Origin of the sequence: Streptomyces sp. NPDC052012 (assembly GCF_040689265.1) — a bacterium.
GTDB lineage: Bacteria > Actinomycetota > Actinomycetes > Streptomycetales > Streptomycetaceae > Streptomyces.
In genome coordinates, this window is sequence record NZ_JBFAXA010000002.1 from 113,904 (window position 1) to 129,412 (window position 15,509).

Consider the following 15,509-nt stretch of genomic DNA (forward strand, 5'->3'; position numbering starts at 1 on the left):
CCACACCGTGCCCCGTCCGGCGGCCCGCTAGTGTCTGTGCACTGCCTACAAAAGCCCCCGGAGGACCCATGGCGTTCGGCTGGATCGACGAGCAGGCGCAGGCGCGCCGCCGCGCCGGACTCGTGCGGACGCTGCGTCCACGCGCCGCCGGCGCGCCGCTCCTCGATCTGGCGAGCAACGACTACCTGGGTCTGGCCCGCCACCCCGAGGTCGTCGAGGGCGCGGCGCGTGCCGCGCGGACCTGGGGCGGGGGCGCGACCGGCTCCCGGCTCGTCACCGGCACCACCGAGCTCCACGCGGAGCTGGAACGCGAGCTGGCCGGCTTCTGCGGCTTCGAGGCGGCCCTGGTCTTCTCCTCCGGTTACGCCGCCAATCTCGCCGCGGTCACCGCGCTGGCCCCGCACGGCTCCCTGATCGTCTCCGACGCGGGCAACCACGCCTCGCTGATCGACGGCTGCCGGCTGGCCCGGGGCACCACGCAGGTCGCGGCGCACGCCGACCCGGAGGCCGTGCGCAAGGCCCTGTCCGGGCACGACGGTCCGGCGATCGCGGTGTCGGACACGGTCTTCTCGGTGGACGGCGACGCGGCTCCGCTCGCCGGTCTGGCGGCGGTGTGCCGTGAGTACGGCGCGGGACTGGTGGTCGACGACGCCCACGGTCTGGGCGTGCTCGGAGACGGCGGGCGCGGCGCCCCGTACGCGGCGGGGCTCGCGGGCGCGGACGACGTGGTGGTGACCGTGACGCTGTCCAAGTCGCTGGGCAGCCAGGGCGGAGCCGTGCTCGGCCCGGCCCGGGTGATCGAGCATCTGGTCAACGCGGCACGGACGTTCATCTTCGACACGGGACTGGCCCCCGCGGCGGCGGGCGCGGCCCTGGCGGCGCTGACCCTGCTGCGCCGCGAACCCGAACGGGCGGCGCGGGCGGGAGCGGTGGCACGGGAGATGCACACCCGGCTGACGGCCGCGGGTCTGGAGGCGGTACGCCCGGACGCCGCGGTCGTCTCGGTGCGCGCCCCGTCCCCGGAGCAGGCCGTACAGTGGGCGGCCGACTGCCGGGCGGCCGGTCTGTCCGTGGGCTGTTTCCGTCCTCCTTCCGTGCCCGACGGCATCTCACGGCTCAGACTGACCGCCCGCGCCGACCTCTCCGGGGCGGAGATCGAACGCGCTGTACAGGTGATCGGCGAGACGCGACCGTGAGTCGGCGTGGCACGGCCGTGCGTCGCTCGATGACGGATCGACCGGTGGGCTCCGGTCACCGGTTCCGGATCAGCGGACCGCCGCGACGAATCGTGCCCAGCTCCGGGAGGAGAAGAGCAGCGCCGGGCCGGCCGGGTCCTTGGAGTCGCGCACGGCGAGCAGTCCGGCCATGGGGCCGGTGACCGGCCGGGCCGTCTCGACGCAGTTGTTCGCGCCCGTGCTGTAGCTGCTGCGCAGCCACCGCACTCCGTGCAGTCGGGTGCTGGAGGAAAGGGTCCGAGGCGGTGCAGGCATCATGCCTCCTTACACGCCGGCAGCTGTCCCGGCGATGAAATCCAACGAGTCCTCGGGCGAAAGGGCGTGGATCGAAAGGGCGTTGAAGGCCTCCGTGTACGCCCTGAGGTCTTCTTTCCGCTCGAGATAGAGGCTACTCGTCAAGTGGTCGAGAACAACCACGTCCAGATCAGAAGTGCGCGAAAAGGAGAAGATGACGAAAGGGCCGGTGACGCCGATGTGCGCCCCGGCCGAGAACGGCAGCACCTGCAACCGGACATGGGGAAGCCGCGCCGCCTCCATCAGCCGCTCCAGCTGACGGGCCATCACTCCGGGACCGCCCACCTCCCGGCGCAGCACCGCCTCGTCCAGGACGGCGCTCAGCTCCAGCGGAGGATCGGCGCGCAGCACGTCCTGCCGGGCCAGCCGCACCTCCACCAGGGCGTCCAGCCGTTCCTCCGAAGCCCCTTCCAGAGCCGCCGCGGTGACCGCCCGCGCGTACTCGGGCGTCTGCAGCAGTCCGGGGACCACCGTGGTCTCCAGCGTGCGCATGGCACTCGCCTGGGACTCCAGGCTGATGAAGTCCCGGTACGTCGGCGGCAGTACACCGCGGTACGCGTGCCACCAGTGGTGCCGGCCACCGCCGTCGTCGGAGCCGGCCAGCACCAGCAGCAGCTGGCGCAACTGCGGATCGGACACGCCGTAGGTGTCGAGCAGTAACCGTACGTCGGCCGGTTTCACCCCGCTCGTGCCGGTCTCGATGCGGCTCACCTTGGACTGGTGCCAGCCCACCAGCCGGGCCGCCTCGCCGCTGGTGAGCCCCGCCGAGGTGCGCAGCGCGCGCAGTTCGGCGCCCAGTTTGCGGCGGCGCACCGCGGGACCGTGCTGCATGGGCTTCTCCTTACTCCTTCCGAGCCGCCCAAATACGGTCTCGCGTCGTAGAGTTCACCGCTTTGAGCGACAGATATATGCATATCTTGGTGGATCGCTGCCCTGCGCCGTGCGGTGATGGCACTCTGGCGACGAAGCACCAGTGCGGGACCGTACTCGAACCATCCGCTCCGTGTCGGACTGCGGTCCCGTGGAAAGGGACGACGTCGCCATGGCAGACCACCTGGAAGCATCCGTCACTCTGCCGAGCGATCCCGCCTCGGTCTCCGCGGCCCGGGCCCATGTGGTGGGCACGCTGGCGGAGTGGGGCATGCCCGAGGACACGGAAGTGTCGGACACCGTCCGGCTGATCGTCTCCGAACTGGCCACCAACGCCGTGCAGCACACGTTCGGTCAGTCGCCGACCTTCACGGTGGACCTCGTCCTCGACCGGGACGAACGACTGCGGATCGGTGTGACGGACAGCCACCCGCGGTTCCCCAAGCGGCTGCCGGCCGCGGTTCAGCAGGACAACGGCCGCGGCCTGGTCATCATCCGCTGGCTGACCGCGGAATGCGGCGGCAGACTGAGAGTCCGCCGCACGAGGGAGGGCGGCAAGACCATCTCCGTGGAACTCCCATGGACCGCCCCGGTCGAACCGGTCACGGCGGCGGGACAGCCGGAGCCCTGAAGGTCATGAGGAGAAGCGGCAGGACGGGGCGGCGACGCGTCCGACGCGTCGCCGCCCCCTTCGGGTCACTTGACCCGGCCGTACCAGACGCTGCGGGTCCAGATCTTCTGCAGGCGTACGACGTCCCCGGTCTTGGGGGCGTGCCAGATCTTGCCCTTACCCGCGTAGATGCCGACGTGGTAGATGCTCCGGCCCGAGTGGAAGAACACCAGGTCCCCTGCCCTGCGGTTGGAGGCGGAGATGTGGCGTGTCCGGTTGTACTGCTGGGCAGCGGTGCGCGGCAGCTTCTTGCCGGCCTTCTTGAAGGAATACAGGGTGAGTCCGGAGCAGTCGAATCGATAAGGTCCGGTGGCACCCCATTGGTAAGGTGACCCCTTCTTTGACGCCGCGATCTTCAAGGCCTTGGTGCCGAGGCTCGCGGCGGACGCCTCCGATGCGGCGCCGGGGATCACGATCGAGCCGCCCACGGCGGCGAGGGTGAGGGCCGAGGCCGTACCGGCGCGGGCCATCAGAGACGGGACACGATTGAGCGCAGTCATGCGCAACCCTTCGTCAGCCGCCTGTGAAGGATGACCTGTCGGATTCGGGCTGGCGAAGTGGCCCGGCCGCACGGGTGCGGCTTCACCCCAAGGGCTGCTCGGAACGTCGAGGTTCCGGCGACCCGTCGTGCTTGGGTCCTCCACTCCTGCCGATCCACTTCCTGTCGACCGGTCATCCGGGCGGCGGCAGGACTCGGCGTCCGCCCGGATCGCCCCGCCGCGGCGGCGGGGTCTTGTCGTCAGTCACGGATCTTGGCTCATGGCCCGCCCGATTTCCCAACGGAACCGGGGATTTGTGTTGTTACTCACCACTCACCCGTTCGGGTGGACACGCCTGTGTTCGAGCCGCTGGCCGGGGTGTCGGCGGGCCCCCGACCAGCGGCGGAATACTCCATTCCGGCCTCCGCTTGCGTGCGATGCGCAACCTCGGCACCCCGAAAAAAGTCGGTTTTTCTACGCCGGATGGGGGTACGCCGTTTGGTCCGTTTCAACTCCGGTCGGTCGCGCAGTTTCGTCGGGGGCCTCAACCCGCGGAGATCGGGGGCAACATGACCCGGGCCGTGCGGCGTTCGCCGTCCAGCACCCGCAGCGCACGGGCCAGTGTGGCGGCGTGCAGTTCGGTCTCGCCGCGCCGGTGCATCAGCGCCAGCGCGTCGCGCAGCGCGACCGCCTTGCCGACCAACGCCTGCGCGGCGCGCAGACCGCGGTAGGTGTCGCCGTCGTGGGCCGGATTGATCCGGCCGATCAGGTCGACGACTTCGAGGTAACGGTCGATCAACTCGGCCTCGGCACGCGTCAGCGCGGGCAGCGGGGGGAGTTCGGGTGGCAGCATCGGCGGCTCACTTCGTGCCGGGGACCGGGCGTGCGCCCTTGCGGCTGGGCACGATCCGGTCCGCGAGGCCGTAGTCCACCGCCGCCTGCGCGTCCAGCACGGTGTCCCGCTCGGTGTCGGAGCGGACCTGCTCCGCGCCGCGTCCCGTGTGCCGGACCAGGATCTCCTCCATCCGGGCCCGAATCCGCGTCAGTTCCTCGGCCTGGATGGCCAGATCGCTCGCCTGCCCCTCCACCGGCTCCGGAAGCGCCGGCTGACGCAGCACCAGACGCGCCCCGGGCAGCACGAACCGCTTGCCCGGCGTGCCGGCCGCCAGCAGCAGCGCGGCGGCTCCCTCCGCCTGGCCGAGACAGATCGTCTCCACCTCACAGGTGACGTACCGCAGCGTGTCGTAGATCGCCGACATGGCGTGGAACGAGCCGCCGGGGGAGTTGATGTACAGCGAGATGTCCCGCTCCGGGGCCAGGTGCTCCAGGTACATGAACTGGGCCATCACGTCGTTCGCGGAGGTCTCGTCGAGCGGTGTCCCGAGGAAGACGATCCGCTCCTCCATCAGCTTCGAGTACGGATCGCTCGTCCGGTGCCCGGTGGCTGTGCGTTCGGTGAACTCGGGCAGGACGTGACGGGCGTACGGCCGGGTCATGGGTACCCCTCCTCGTGATCGGGCGCGGCGCTGCGGCCTCTGTAAAAAATGTACAGGATGTACGTCACGTTATGATGGGGGCATGGCCTACGAGATTCCGGTGACTCAAGCCAGGGCTGAGCTCGCCGACCTGATCAACCGCGTGGTCTACGGCGGGGAGCGCGTCGTGGTCACCCGGCACGGCAAGCCCCTCGTCGCCCTCGTCTCCGCCGATGACCTGCGACGACTCGACGAGCTCCCGGAGGCGACGGCACCCGCCGAGGAGCAGGTGATCAGCGCTGTCTCGGCCGTCCGTGACATCGCTCCGGCGTCCGCCACGGGCGAACGGCAGCGGTTCGGCATCGCCGCCGAGCACCGGGGGCCTGCGACCTCGTAGGCCCCGGCAGGCACGCACAGCGCGCAGGACGAGCAGAGCGAGCAGCGCCGGCAGAACGACATGACCGAGCGCCCCCGCCGCGGCGGGGGCGCTCGGTGTTTCGCACGGACGGTCAGCCGGTGGGCGCCAGGTCCCGCTCGGCCGTGGGCTGCTCGCTCCTCGTGCGCCGCTCCAGCGCTCCGCCGAGGAGTACGGCGCCCAGCCCCAGGACCGCCCACCAGGTGAGAGTGAGGGCGGGGCCCGCCGCGGCCGCGCCGTCGAAGAAGGACACCGAGCGCAGCAGCGTCACACCCGCGCCCGGGGGCAGCCACTGGCCGATCGCCCCGGCCGGCTCGGGCAGCATCTCCGGCGCCGAGGCGGCCCCGGAGAACGGATTGCCGAGCAGCATGATCAGCAGGCCGCCGAGCGCGATCCCGGCCCGTCCCAGCAACGCGGCGAGCCCGGCGACCGCCGCGCCCATGGCCAGGGTCGCCATCGTGAACGTGCCGGCCACCGCCCACCAGTTCCCCGGGACGGCCTCCAGCCAGCTCTGCGCCAGCGCGGTGGCCACCACACCGACCAGGGCGGCGCAGGCGGCCAGCGCGGTCCCGGCGCGCACCCCGCGCAGGCCGAGCAGGGTCACCGCCGCGCCGGTGCCGATCCCGGCCAGGGCGAGCGGCAGGACGCTCGCGGTCAGGGCCGCACCGCGGGGATCCTGTGCGGCGGCGGGCACGACGTCGACGGTCGTGACCGGCGTGCCCGAGGCGGAGGCCTGGTGGGCCACGGCCTGCTGGAGCGTCTGGGCCACCGCCGGGCCGGCGGCCGTGGCGGTGAGCAGCTTCGGGCCCTGCGGGGTGACGACGATCGCGCCGTACACCTCCCGGTCCTCGATGGCCTTCCGGGCGGCCGTCTCGTCGGCGTAGCGGTGGAGGTCGAAGGCGCCCCGGCGCTGTGCGAGCCGCTGCTCCACGGGGGCGGTGGCGGCCGCCGGACCGGCCACGCCGAGCGGCAGATCGCGGGGCGCGGTGCGGGCGGCGGGCCAGGCGAAGGCCCAGAGCGCCAGGGCCACCAGGGCGGGGATGAGCACCAGGACGGCGGCCGTGCGGCGCCTCGAAGTGGCGGACGTGGTGGACATGATGCTCCTTGGGGGTGTCCCGAGATCAAAAAGAAGGATCGTTCGTTTTTGTTGTGCTGTCACCGTCCCGCTGCCGGGCGCGCTTGTCAAGAAGGAACGTTCGTTTTAGGTTGGCGGCATGGCCCGCGTATCCCAGGAGCACCTCGACGCCCGCCGCCGCCAGATCCTCGACGGCGCCGCCCTCTGTTTCGCCCGCAACGGCTTCCACGCCACCTCCATGCAGGACGTGCTCAAGGAGGCCGACCTCTCCGCGGGCGCGGTCTACCGGTACTTCAGCGGCAAGGACGAGCTGATCACCGCGATCGTCACCGATGTGCTCGACACGGTGCGCGGCACCTTCGAGCAGGCCGCCCAGGAGAGCCCGCCGCCCACCCCGGACGTGCTGATCCCGCGCACCCTGGGCCGGATGCGGGAGTTGCGCCCGGCGACCCTGGACGGAGGGGAGTGGATGTTCCCCCGGCTGATGATCCAGGTGTGGACGGAGACCACGCGCAGCCCGGAACTGGCGGCCGTACTGGAGGAGGGGTACCGGAAGGTCCGGGCGGCCTGGGCGAAGGTGGTCGAGAAGTACAAGGACGCCGGCCTGATGCCCGCCGACGCCGACGCCGACGCCATGGCGCGCACGATGATCGCGCTCGCGCAGGGCTTCGCCGCCCAGATGGCGCTGTTCGGCGGCGTCTCCGAGCAGACGCTGGGCGACGGCCTGCGGGCGCTGATGGCGCTGGGCCGGACCGCACCGGACGCCTGAGCGTCCGTCACGGCACGGTTAACGTGCCGGAAACGCCGCCCCACTAGCCTGCCGCTCCATGCCACCAGGGACGTTGCCCGTGGCTGCGGCACCCGGACCCCGCACGGTCCGGAGCGAGACTGTGAGGTGGGACGCCGTGCAACTGACCCCGCACGAGCAGGAGAGGCTGCTGATCCATGTGGCGGCCGACGTGGCGGACAAGCGCCGGGCGCGCGGGCTGAAGCTGAACCACCCCGAGGCGGTCGCCCTGATCACGTCGCACATCCTCGAGGGCGCCCGGGACGGCAGGACCGTCGCCGAACTCATGGCCTCCGGGCGCACGCTGCTCACCCGGGACGACGTCATGGCGGGCGTGCCGGAGATGATCCACGACGTCCAGGTCGAGGCCACCTTCCCGGACGGCACCAAGCTCGTCACCGTCCACGACCCGATCGTCTGACGGGGGAGGAGCCGCCGTGATTCCCGGAGAGATCCTCTTCGCCGACGATCCGATCGCATACAACGAGGGCCGCGAGGTCACCCGCCTGACCGTCCTCAACACCGCCGACCGGCCCGTCCAGGTCGGCTCCCACTACCACTTCGCCGAGGCCAACCCCGGCCTCGACTTCGACCGTGCGGCGGCCCGCGGCAAGCGGCTCGACGTCGCCGCCGGGACGGCCGTGCGCTTCGAACCCGGCATCCCCGTCGAGGTGGCGCTCGTTCCGCTCACCGGAGCCCGCATCGTGCCGGGGCTGCGCGGGGAGACCGGGGGTGCCCTCGATGCGTGAGATCTCCCGCGCCGCCTACGCCGACCTGTTCGGCCCGACGACCGGCGACCGCGTCCGGCTCGCCGACACCGATCTGCTGATCGAGATCGAGGAGGACCTCTCCGGCGGGCCGGGCCGCGCCGGGGACGAGGCCGTCTTCGGCGGCGGCAAGGTCATCCGCGAGTCCATGGGCCAGTCACGCGCTACGCGCGCAGACGGCACCCCCGACACCGTGATCACCGGTGTGGTGATCGTCGACCACTGGGGCATCGTCAAGGCCGACGTCGGCCTGCGCGACGGCCGGATCACCGGCATCGGCAAGGCGGGCAACCCCGACACCATGGACGGCGTCCACCCCGACCTCGTCCTCGGCCCCGAGACCGAGATCATCGCCGGGAACGGGCGGATCCTCACCGCGGGCGCCATCGACGCGCACGTGCACTTCATCTGCCCGCAGATCGCCGACGAGGCGCTCGCCTCCGGCGTCACCACCCTCGTCGGCGGCGGCACCGGACCCGCCGAGGGCTCCAAGGCGACCACCGTCACCCCGGGGCCCTGGCATCTCGCGCGGATGCTCCGGGCGATGGAGGCGTACCCGCTCAACATCGGTCTGCTCGGCAAGGGCAACACCGTCTCGCACGAGGCGATGATGTCCCAGATCCGGGGCGGCGCCGTCGGCCTGAAGCTGCACGAGGACTGGGGCTCCACCCCGGCCGTCATCGACGCGGCCCTGACCGTCGCCGACCGGACCGGCATTCAGGTCGCCATCCACACCGACACCCTCAACGAGGCCGGATTCGTGGGCGACACCCTCGCTGCGATCGCCGGACGCGGCATCCACGCGTACCACACCGAGGGCGCGGGCGGCGGGCACGCACCCGACATCATGACCGTGGTGGCCGAGCCGCACGTGCTGCCCAGCTCGACCAACCCGACGCGGCCGTTCACCGTCAACACCGCCGAGGAACACCTCGACATGCTGATGGTGTGCCACCACCTGAACGCGGCGGTGCCCGAGGACCTCGCCTTCGCCGAGTCCCGGATCCGGCCGTCCACCATCGGGGCGGAGGACATCCTGCACGACCTGGGCGCGATCTCCATCATCTCCTCCGACTCCCAGGCCATGGGGCGGGTCGGCGAGGTGATCCTGCGGACCTGGCAGACCGCCCATGTGATGAAGCGCCGACGGGGCGCGCTGCCCGGCGACGGACGCGCGGACAACCGCCGGGTGCGTCGCTATGTCGCCAAATACACCATCAACCCCGCGCTCGCGCAGGGACTCGCCGGCGAGATCGGCTCCGTGGAGAGCGGGAAGCTCGCCGATCTGGTGCTGTGGGAACCGGCGTTCTTCGGCGTGAAGCCGCACCTGGTCATCAAGGGCGGGCAGATCGCCTACGCGCAGATGGGCGACGCCAACGCCTCCATCCCCACCCCGCAGCCGATCCTCCCGCGTCCGATGTACGGGGCGATCGGGCGGGCACCGGCCGCGAACTCGGTCAACTTCGTCGCGCCGGCGGCGATCGAGGACGGGCTGCCGGAGCGGCTCGGGCTCGGCAAGGAGTTCGTCGCCATCGAGTCGACCCGCCGCGTCACCAAGGCCGACATGCGGGAGAACGACGCCCGGCCGGACGTGCGGATCGACCCCGACAGCTTCGCGGTGCACATCGACGGGGAGCTGGTCGAGGCGACGCCGGCGGCGGAACTGCCGATGGCTCAGCGGTACTTCCTGTTCTGAGGGATCCGGAGGGGAGGAGCGGGATGTCGAGGGCCGCGTTGCTCGTCCTGGCCGACGGGCGCTTTCCGGCGGGCGGGCATGCCCACTCCGGTGGGGCCGAGGCCGCGGTCGAGGCCGGGCGGGTCACCGGGGCGGCGAGTCTGGAGGACTTCTGCCGGGGGCGCCTGCACACGGCCGGGCTGGTCTCGGCCGCCCTGGCCGCGGCTGCCGCGCTCGGGGTGGATCCGGTGGAGCTCGATGCCGCCGCCGACGCGCGGACTCCCTCGCCGGCGCTGCGGAGTGCCGCGCGGAAGCTGGGGCGGCAGTTGATGCGGGCGGCCCGGGCGACGTGGCCGTGCGGTGAACTCGACGCGCTGGCGGGGGAGTTCCCCAAAGGAGCCCATCAGCCCGTGGTGCTCGGGGTCGTCGCGCGGGCGGCGGGGCTGGGGGCGGGTGACGCGGCGTACTGCGCCGCGTACGAGAGTGTGAGCGGGGCGGCCACGGCGACGGTGCGGCTGCTGAGTCTCGATCCGTTCGACGCCACGGGGGTGTTGGCGCGGCTCGCTCCGGAGCTGGACCGGGTGGTGGATCAGGCGGTCGTGGCGGCTCGGGGGGTGGTCGACGAGGGGGTCGATGCGCTGCCCGCGTGTTCCGCGCCGTTGCTGGAGATCGGCGCGGAGTCGCATGCCGGGTGGCCTGTGCGGTTGTTCGCGTCGTGAGGGTTTCGCCCCCGCCGCCCCTTCCCGTTCCCGACCCCGGGGGCTCCGCCCCCGGACCCCCGAATCGGCCTGAACGGCCTCGTCCCCCGACGCCGGACGGGCTGTAAGGACCAGGTCCGTCGTATTAGGAGCCGTACATGCACCTCGACCACTCCCACGCCGGCCCCACCGCCCTCAGTGCCGACGCCCGGCGCCCCGACGGCGGTCGGCGTGCTCTGCGGATCGGGCTCGGTGGGCCCGTGGGGTCCGGGAAGACCGCGACCGTCGCCGCCCTGTGCCGGGCTCTGCGCGAGGAGTTGTCCCTCGCCGTCGTGACCAACGACATCTACACCCGCGAGGACGCCGAGTTCCTGCTCAGGGAGGCCGTGCTGCCACCCGAGCGGATCACCGCCGTGGAGACCGGGGCCTGCCCCCACACCGCCATCCGTGACGACATCTCCGCCAACCTCGAAGCGGTGGAGGATCTCGAGGACGAGGTCGGTCCGCTGGATCTGATCCTCGTGGAGTCCGGCGGGGACAATCTCACCGCGACGTTCTCCAAGGGGCTCGTCGACGCGCAGATCTTCGTGATCGACGTGGCCGGCGGGGACGACATTCCCCGCAAGGGCGGCCCCGGTGTGACCACGGCCGATCTGCTGGTCGTCAACAAGACCGACCTCGCCCCCTACGTCGGCTCCGACCTCGCGCGCATGGCGGCCGACGCGAAGGCTCAGCGGGCTCATCTGCCGGTGGTGTTCCAGTCGTTGCGCGGTGAGGCGGGCGTCGCGGACGTCGCCGACTGGGTGCGCGAGCGCGTCGCGGCGTGGACGGCGTGAACGCCTCCGGTGTCCGCGCCACCGCCCGGATCCGCGCCCGCGGTGACGGCCGGGGCGGAACGAGCCTGCCCGTGCTGGAGAGCGACGGGCCGCTCGCACTGCGGCGGACCCGGGGGAGCGGTGCCGAGGCGCGCGTCATGCTGGTCGGCGCCATGAGCGGACCGCACGGCGGTGACCGCTTCACCGTGCGGGCGGAGGCGGAACAAGGCGCCCGGCTGCGCGTCGGTTCGGCCGCCGCCACCCTCGCCCTGCCCGGACAGCACAAGGGCGAGGCCCGCTACGACGTACGGCTCACCGTCGCCGACGGCGCGGAACTGCACTGGCTGCCCGAGCAGTTGATCTCCGTGCGGGACAGTGAGCTGCGGGTCTCCACCCAGGTCGACCTGGCCGCCGGCGCCCGGCTCGTGCTGCGGGAGGAGCAGGTGCTGGGGCGCGCGGGGGAGGAACCAGGAGGGCTTGTCGGCCGTCTGACCCTGCGGATCGCGGGGCGCACCGTGCTCGATCAGGAACTGGCCTGCGGAGCCGGGGCTCCCGGCGGCTGGGACGGGCCCGCCGTGCTCGCCGGGCACCGGGCCGTCGGGCAACTGGTCGTCGCGCGACCCGAGTTCGCGGACCTGCCGGTGGACGCACGCGTAGTGGGTGAGGGTGCCGTCGTACTGCCGCTCGCCGGGCCGGCGGTCCTGATCAGCGCTGTCGCCCCGGACGCGCTGCGGCTGCGGCGCCTGCTGGACGAGGCGCTGACGTCCCTCGCTCCGGCGTCCGCTTAACAGAAACCCCTTATCCGGTTATCGGATTGGCAAAGAAGCGCGGCCGCCCCTGTCGCCGGACACCCGGCAACAGCAAGGATCCCCCGTACCCATCGCAACGATGAACGGGGAGGCCCCACTTGAGGGACAGCAGACCGAAGAGGCGGGCGGTGGCGCTCGGCTCGGCCGGAGTGCTCGTCACCGCGACACTCATATCCGGCGCCGTCGCGGCGCCCACGGCGAGCGCCACGGCGGACACGACCACCCACCAGGGCAAGGACCGTGAGGCCAGGGGCGTCGCCATCGCCGCAGCCCGGGCCGCGAAGGCCGGCATCGACTGGCAGGACTGCCCCGCCGACTGGAACCTGGCCAAGCCCATCCAGTGCGGCTGGGTCTCCGTGCCGCTCGACTACGCCAAGCCCCACGGCAAGCAGATCAAGCTCGCCGTCGACCGGATCGGCAACACCGGCACCCCGAGCGAGCGGCAGGGCGCGCTGCTGTACAACCCGGGCGGCCCCGGCGGCTCCGGACTGCGCTTCCCGGCCCGCGTCACCGGCAAGAACCCGGTCTGGGCGAAGACCGCCAAGGCCTACGACTTCGTCGGCTTCGACCCGCGCGGCGTCGGCAAGTCGGCGCCCATCTCCTGTGTGGACCCGCAGGAGTTCGTCAAGGCGCCCAAGATGGACCCGGTGCCGGGCTCCGAGGCCGACAAGCTCGCCCAGCGCAAGCTGGCCCGCAGTTACGCCGAGGGCTGCTACGAGCGCAGCGGCGAGATGCTGCCCCACATGACCACGCCGAACACCGCACGCGACCTCGACGTCATCCGTGCCGCCCTCGGCGAGAAGAAGCTCAACTTCCTCGGCGTCTCCTACGGCACCTACCTCGGCGCCGTCTACGCCACCCTCTTCCCGGGCCATGTGCGCCGCATGGTCGTCGACAGCGTGGTCAACCCGTCCCGCGACAAGATCTGGTACCAGGCCAACCTCGACCAGGACGTCGCCTTCGAGGGCCGCTGGAAGGACTGGCAGGACTGGGTGGCGAAGAACGACGCCACCTTCCACCTCGGCACCACCCGGGACGCCGTCCAGGCACAGTGGCTGAAGCTGCGCGCCACCGCCGCGAAGGACCCGATCGGCGGGGTCGTCGGCCCGGCCGAGCTCATCTCCTTCTTCCAGAGCGCCCCCTACTACGACTCCGCGTGGGTCCCGGTGGCGACCGTCTTCAGCAAGTACGTCGCCGGCGACACCCAGGCGCTCGTCGACGCCGCCGCCCCCGACCTGTCCGACACCGCGGGCAACGCGGCAGCCGAGAACGGCAACGCCGTCTACACGGCCGTGGAGTGCGCCGACGCCAAGTGGCCCACCAACTGGAAGACATGGGACCGCGACAACACGCGGCTGCACAAGGACCACCCGTTCATGACGTGGGCCAACGCGTGGATGAACCTGCCGTGCGCGACCTGGCCGGTCAAGCAGCAGACCCCGCTGAACGTCAAGACCGACAAGGGCCTGCCGCCGGTGCTGATCGTCCAGGCCGAGCGGGACGCGGCCACCCCGTACGGGGGCGCCGTCGAACTGCACAAGCGGCTCGAAGGCTCTCGCCTCGTCACCGAGAAGGACGCCGGTTCCCACGGCGTCACCGGGCTGGTCAACCCGTGCGTCAACGACCGGGTGGACACCTATCTCCTCACCGGCGACCCGGGCCGCGGCGACGTGACGTGCGCACCCCACGCCACGCCGAAGCCGTAACCGTCCGGCGTACGGCATGAACGAGGGGCGGCCGGAGAACCGGCCGCCCCTCACCCGTGCCGGGTGATCAGCGCTGGGGGAGCCGGGGGAACCGCCGCTTCTCCTCGGCCCGGCCCTGGTGCCCGGCCTCCTCGGCCTTGGCGACGGCCGCGTACTTGTCGACGTACTCCTGCCCGGACAGGGCGAGGATCGCGTACATGATCTCGTCGGTGACGGCGCGCAGCACCGCCTTCTCGTTCTCCATGCCGGCGTAGCGCGAGAAGTCCAGGGGCTCGCCGAAGCGGATCCGCACGGGGTGGATGCGGGGGACGACCTTTCCGGGCGGCTGCGCCTCGAACGTGCCGATCATCGCGCAGGGGATCACCGGGACGCCCGCCTTGAGGGCCATCACGGCGACGCCGACCTTGCCCTTGTACAGACGGCCGTCGTGCGACCGGGTGCCCTCGGGGTAGATGCCGAGGAGTTCGCCCTTGCTCAGTACGCCGAGACCCTCGCGGATCGCCGCCTGACCCGCCTCCTTGCCGGAGCGGTCCACCGGGATCTGGCCCGCGCTGTGGAAGAAGAACGCGGTCAGCCTGCCCTTGATGCCGGGGCCCGTGAAGTACTCGGCCTTGGCCAGGAAGGTGATGCGCCGTTTGAGTACCGCGGGCATCAGGAAGTGGTCCGAGAAGGACAGATGGTTGCCCGCGACGATGGCGGCTCCGCTCGGCGGTACGTGCTCCAGGCCCTCTATTCGCGGCCGGAAGACCAGTCTCAGCAGCGGGCCCAGCAGCACGTATTTGAGCAGGTAGTAGAACAAGGGCACGCTCCTCGACTCGGGCGGACGGGCTCGCCCACCGTGTTCCAGCAGGTCAACCGGCACGTCGTAGGGGTGCCAGTGTAGGTCCGGGCCGGGCGGCCCGGCACCACGTCCGACCGGACCGGACCGGGACCGCGCCGGGCGCCTGAACGCCCGTCAGCGAAAGCGCCGGCGGGGACGCGTGCGGCTGGGGAGGGCCACCGCAACAGCCTCCTGCCGATCACCGCCGCAGGGCAACCCGATCGACGCGCATGACCGGATCACAGGGGGTGTCCGGCGGGCTGCCCGGCGCGCGTTCCCGGCCGGCACGGTGGCCGAGTAGGCTCCGAGGTATGAGGATCTCCGTCTCCTCCGACATGGACGAACCCGTGGCCAGGGCGCTCGTCGCCGAACTGCGCGAGCGCGGTCACGAGGTGCGTCCGCACGGCGCGCTGAGCCCCGGGGACGACACCCAGTGGGCCGTCTGCACCGAGTCCGCCGTCCGCGAGGTCGCGAACGGCACGGCGGACCAGGCGGTGGTGTGCTGCTGGACCGGCACGGGCGCCTCCATCGCCGCCAACAAGGTGCCCGGCGTGCGGGCCGCGCTGTGCACCGACGCCTACACGGCGGACGGAGCGCGCCGCTGGAACGACGCCAACGTGCTGGCGCTGAGCCTGCGGCTGACGTCCGAGCCGCTGCTGAAGGAGATCCTCGACGCCTGGTTCGCCGGCGCGCCCAGCGACGACGCCGAGGACCGGCTCAACGTCGACCACGTGACCCGCCTCGACGCGCCGCGCGCCTAGGGGGTGTCCGCAAAGTCCCGCCTGCCCTGCGACGCCCGGCACGCTCCCCCACTGCCTCAAGGGCGTGGGAGGTGCCCCCACTCGCCGCACCGGGCGGACACCCGAGTACAACCAGTACGCGGATGTCCGCCCGGCACACCGAGAGCACGCACCGGACG

At 71.9% G+C, this 15,509-nt stretch carries 19 protein-coding genes and 1 riboswitch; of the genes, 12 read left to right on the forward strand and 7 right to left on the reverse strand.

The features are described from left to right. The first annotated feature begins 68 nt into the window (after nt 1–68). Nucleotides 69–1,196: an 8-amino-7-oxononanoate synthase gene (locus tag AB0412_RS04200; protein WP_366400923.1), complete on the forward strand. Its 1,128-nt coding sequence runs from the start codon at nt 69–71 to the stop codon at nt 1,194–1,196. Nucleotides 1,197–1,265: 69 nt separating this feature from the next. Here the strand turns inward: AB0412_RS04200 and AB0412_RS04205 are convergent, their stop codons facing one another. Together AB0412_RS04205 and AB0412_RS04210 are read right to left on the reverse strand one after the other, a co-directional pair. After that, on the reverse strand, nt 1,266–1,490 hold the full coding sequence (locus AB0412_RS04205) for a DUF397 domain-containing protein (protein ID WP_366400924.1): 225 nt from the start codon (nt 1,488–1,490) through the stop codon (nt 1,266–1,268). 9 nt (nt 1,491–1,499) lie between these two features. Further along, a complete protein-coding gene (locus AB0412_RS04210; RefSeq protein ID WP_366400925.1) occupies nt 1,500–2,360 on the reverse strand; it encodes a helix-turn-helix transcriptional regulator in 861 nt (286 codons plus the stop codon). Between the two features lie 211 nt (nt 2,361–2,571). On the opposite strand from AB0412_RS04210, the gene AB0412_RS04215 reads away from it, so the two are divergent. After that, nucleotides 2,572–3,030 carry an ATP-binding protein gene (locus AB0412_RS04215; protein ID WP_366400926.1) on the forward strand — a complete coding sequence of 153 codons (459 nt, stop codon included), beginning with the start codon at nt 2,572–2,574 and terminating at the stop codon, nt 3,028–3,030. A 65-nt stretch (nt 3,031–3,095) separates the two neighbouring features. Here the strand turns inward: AB0412_RS04215 and AB0412_RS04220 are convergent, their stop codons facing one another. From AB0412_RS04220 to AB0412_RS04230, 3 genes are all read right to left on the reverse strand, one after another. Then, a complete protein-coding gene (locus AB0412_RS04220) occupies nt 3,096–3,569 on the reverse strand; it encodes a C40 family peptidase (protein ID WP_366400927.1) in 474 nt (157 codons plus the stop codon). 3 nt (nt 3,570–3,572) lie between these two features. Then, a riboswitch (cyclic di-AMP (ydaO/yuaA leader) is annotated at nt 3,573–3,768 on the reverse strand. 324 nt (nt 3,769–4,092) lie between these two features. Next, nucleotides 4,093–4,401, reverse strand: a complete 309-nt coding sequence (locus tag AB0412_RS04225; protein WP_366400928.1) for a hypothetical protein — start codon at nt 4,399–4,401, stop codon at nt 4,093–4,095. 7 nt (nt 4,402–4,408) lie between these two features. Continuing rightward, nucleotides 4,409–5,044, reverse strand: a complete 636-nt coding sequence (locus tag AB0412_RS04230) for an ATP-dependent Clp protease proteolytic subunit (RefSeq protein WP_366400929.1) — start codon at nt 5,042–5,044, stop codon at nt 4,409–4,411. Nucleotides 5,045–5,126: 82 nt separating this feature from the next. Here AB0412_RS04230 and AB0412_RS04235 point away from each other — a divergent pair, with 82 nt between their 5' ends. After that, complete coding sequence (locus tag AB0412_RS04235) at nt 5,127–5,420, forward strand: type II toxin-antitoxin system Phd/YefM family antitoxin (protein WP_366400930.1); 294 nt, start codon at nt 5,127–5,129, stop codon at nt 5,418–5,420. A 112-nt stretch (nt 5,421–5,532) separates the two neighbouring features. Here the strand turns inward: AB0412_RS04235 and AB0412_RS04240 are convergent, their stop codons facing one another. Further along, nucleotides 5,533–6,534, reverse strand: a complete 1,002-nt coding sequence (locus AB0412_RS04240; protein WP_366400931.1) for an ABC transporter permease — start codon at nt 6,532–6,534, stop codon at nt 5,533–5,535. Between the two features lie 118 nt (nt 6,535–6,652). Here AB0412_RS04240 and AB0412_RS04245 point away from each other — a divergent pair, with 118 nt between their 5' ends. The 8 genes from AB0412_RS04245 (at nt 6,653) to AB0412_RS04280 (ending at nt 13,770) form a co-directional block, all read left to right on the forward strand. Next, nucleotides 6,653–7,282 carry a TetR/AcrR family transcriptional regulator gene (locus tag AB0412_RS04245; protein ID WP_366400932.1) on the forward strand — a complete coding sequence of 210 codons (630 nt, stop codon included), beginning with the start codon at nt 6,653–6,655 and terminating at the stop codon, nt 7,280–7,282. A gap of 136 nt (nt 7,283–7,418) precedes the next feature. After that, nucleotides 7,419–7,721, forward strand: a complete 303-nt coding sequence (locus tag AB0412_RS04250; protein ID WP_366400933.1) for an urease subunit gamma — start codon at nt 7,419–7,421, stop codon at nt 7,719–7,721. Between the two features lie 16 nt (nt 7,722–7,737). Next, nucleotides 7,738–8,049, forward strand: a complete 312-nt coding sequence (locus AB0412_RS04255) for an urease subunit beta (protein WP_366400934.1) — start codon at nt 7,738–7,740, stop codon at nt 8,047–8,049. Then, a complete protein-coding gene (locus tag AB0412_RS04260; protein ID WP_366400935.1) occupies nt 8,042–9,763 on the forward strand; it encodes an urease subunit alpha in 1,722 nt (573 codons plus the stop codon). Before AB0412_RS04255 ends, AB0412_RS04260 begins: the two co-directional genes overlap by 8 nt. Before the next feature lie 23 nt (nt 9,764–9,786). Continuing rightward, a complete protein-coding gene (locus tag AB0412_RS04265) occupies nt 9,787–10,461 on the forward strand; it encodes an urease accessory UreF family protein (protein ID WP_366400936.1) in 675 nt (224 codons plus the stop codon). A 137-nt stretch (nt 10,462–10,598) separates the two neighbouring features. Beyond that, nucleotides 10,599–11,276 carry an urease accessory protein UreG gene (ureG, locus tag AB0412_RS04270; RefSeq protein ID WP_366400937.1) on the forward strand — a complete coding sequence of 226 codons (678 nt, stop codon included), beginning with the start codon at nt 10,599–10,601 and terminating at the stop codon, nt 11,274–11,276. Continuing rightward, complete coding sequence (locus tag AB0412_RS04275) at nt 11,264–12,043, forward strand: urease accessory protein UreD (protein WP_366400938.1); 780 nt, start codon at nt 11,264–11,266, stop codon at nt 12,041–12,043. Before ureG ends, AB0412_RS04275 begins: the two co-directional genes overlap by 13 nt. A gap of 119 nt (nt 12,044–12,162) precedes the next feature. Further along, nucleotides 12,163–13,770 carry an alpha/beta hydrolase gene (locus AB0412_RS04280; protein ID WP_366400939.1) on the forward strand — a complete coding sequence of 536 codons (1,608 nt, stop codon included), beginning with the start codon at nt 12,163–12,165 and terminating at the stop codon, nt 13,768–13,770. Nucleotides 13,771–13,837: 67 nt separating this feature from the next. Here AB0412_RS04280 and AB0412_RS04285 read toward each other — a convergent pair whose 3' ends face one another. Next, nucleotides 13,838–14,569 carry a lysophospholipid acyltransferase family protein gene (locus AB0412_RS04285; protein WP_366400940.1) on the reverse strand — a complete coding sequence of 244 codons (732 nt, stop codon included), beginning with the start codon at nt 14,567–14,569 and terminating at the stop codon, nt 13,838–13,840. Nucleotides 14,570–14,901: 332 nt separating this feature from the next. Between AB0412_RS04285 and AB0412_RS04290 the strand changes: the two genes are divergently transcribed. Continuing rightward, nucleotides 14,902–15,351 (forward strand): RpiB/LacA/LacB family sugar-phosphate isomerase, encoded by a 450-nt coding sequence (locus AB0412_RS04290; protein ID WP_366400941.1) that lies wholly within the window; start codon nt 14,902–14,904, stop codon nt 15,349–15,351. The last annotated feature ends 158 nt before the right edge of the window (nt 15,352–15,509 follow it).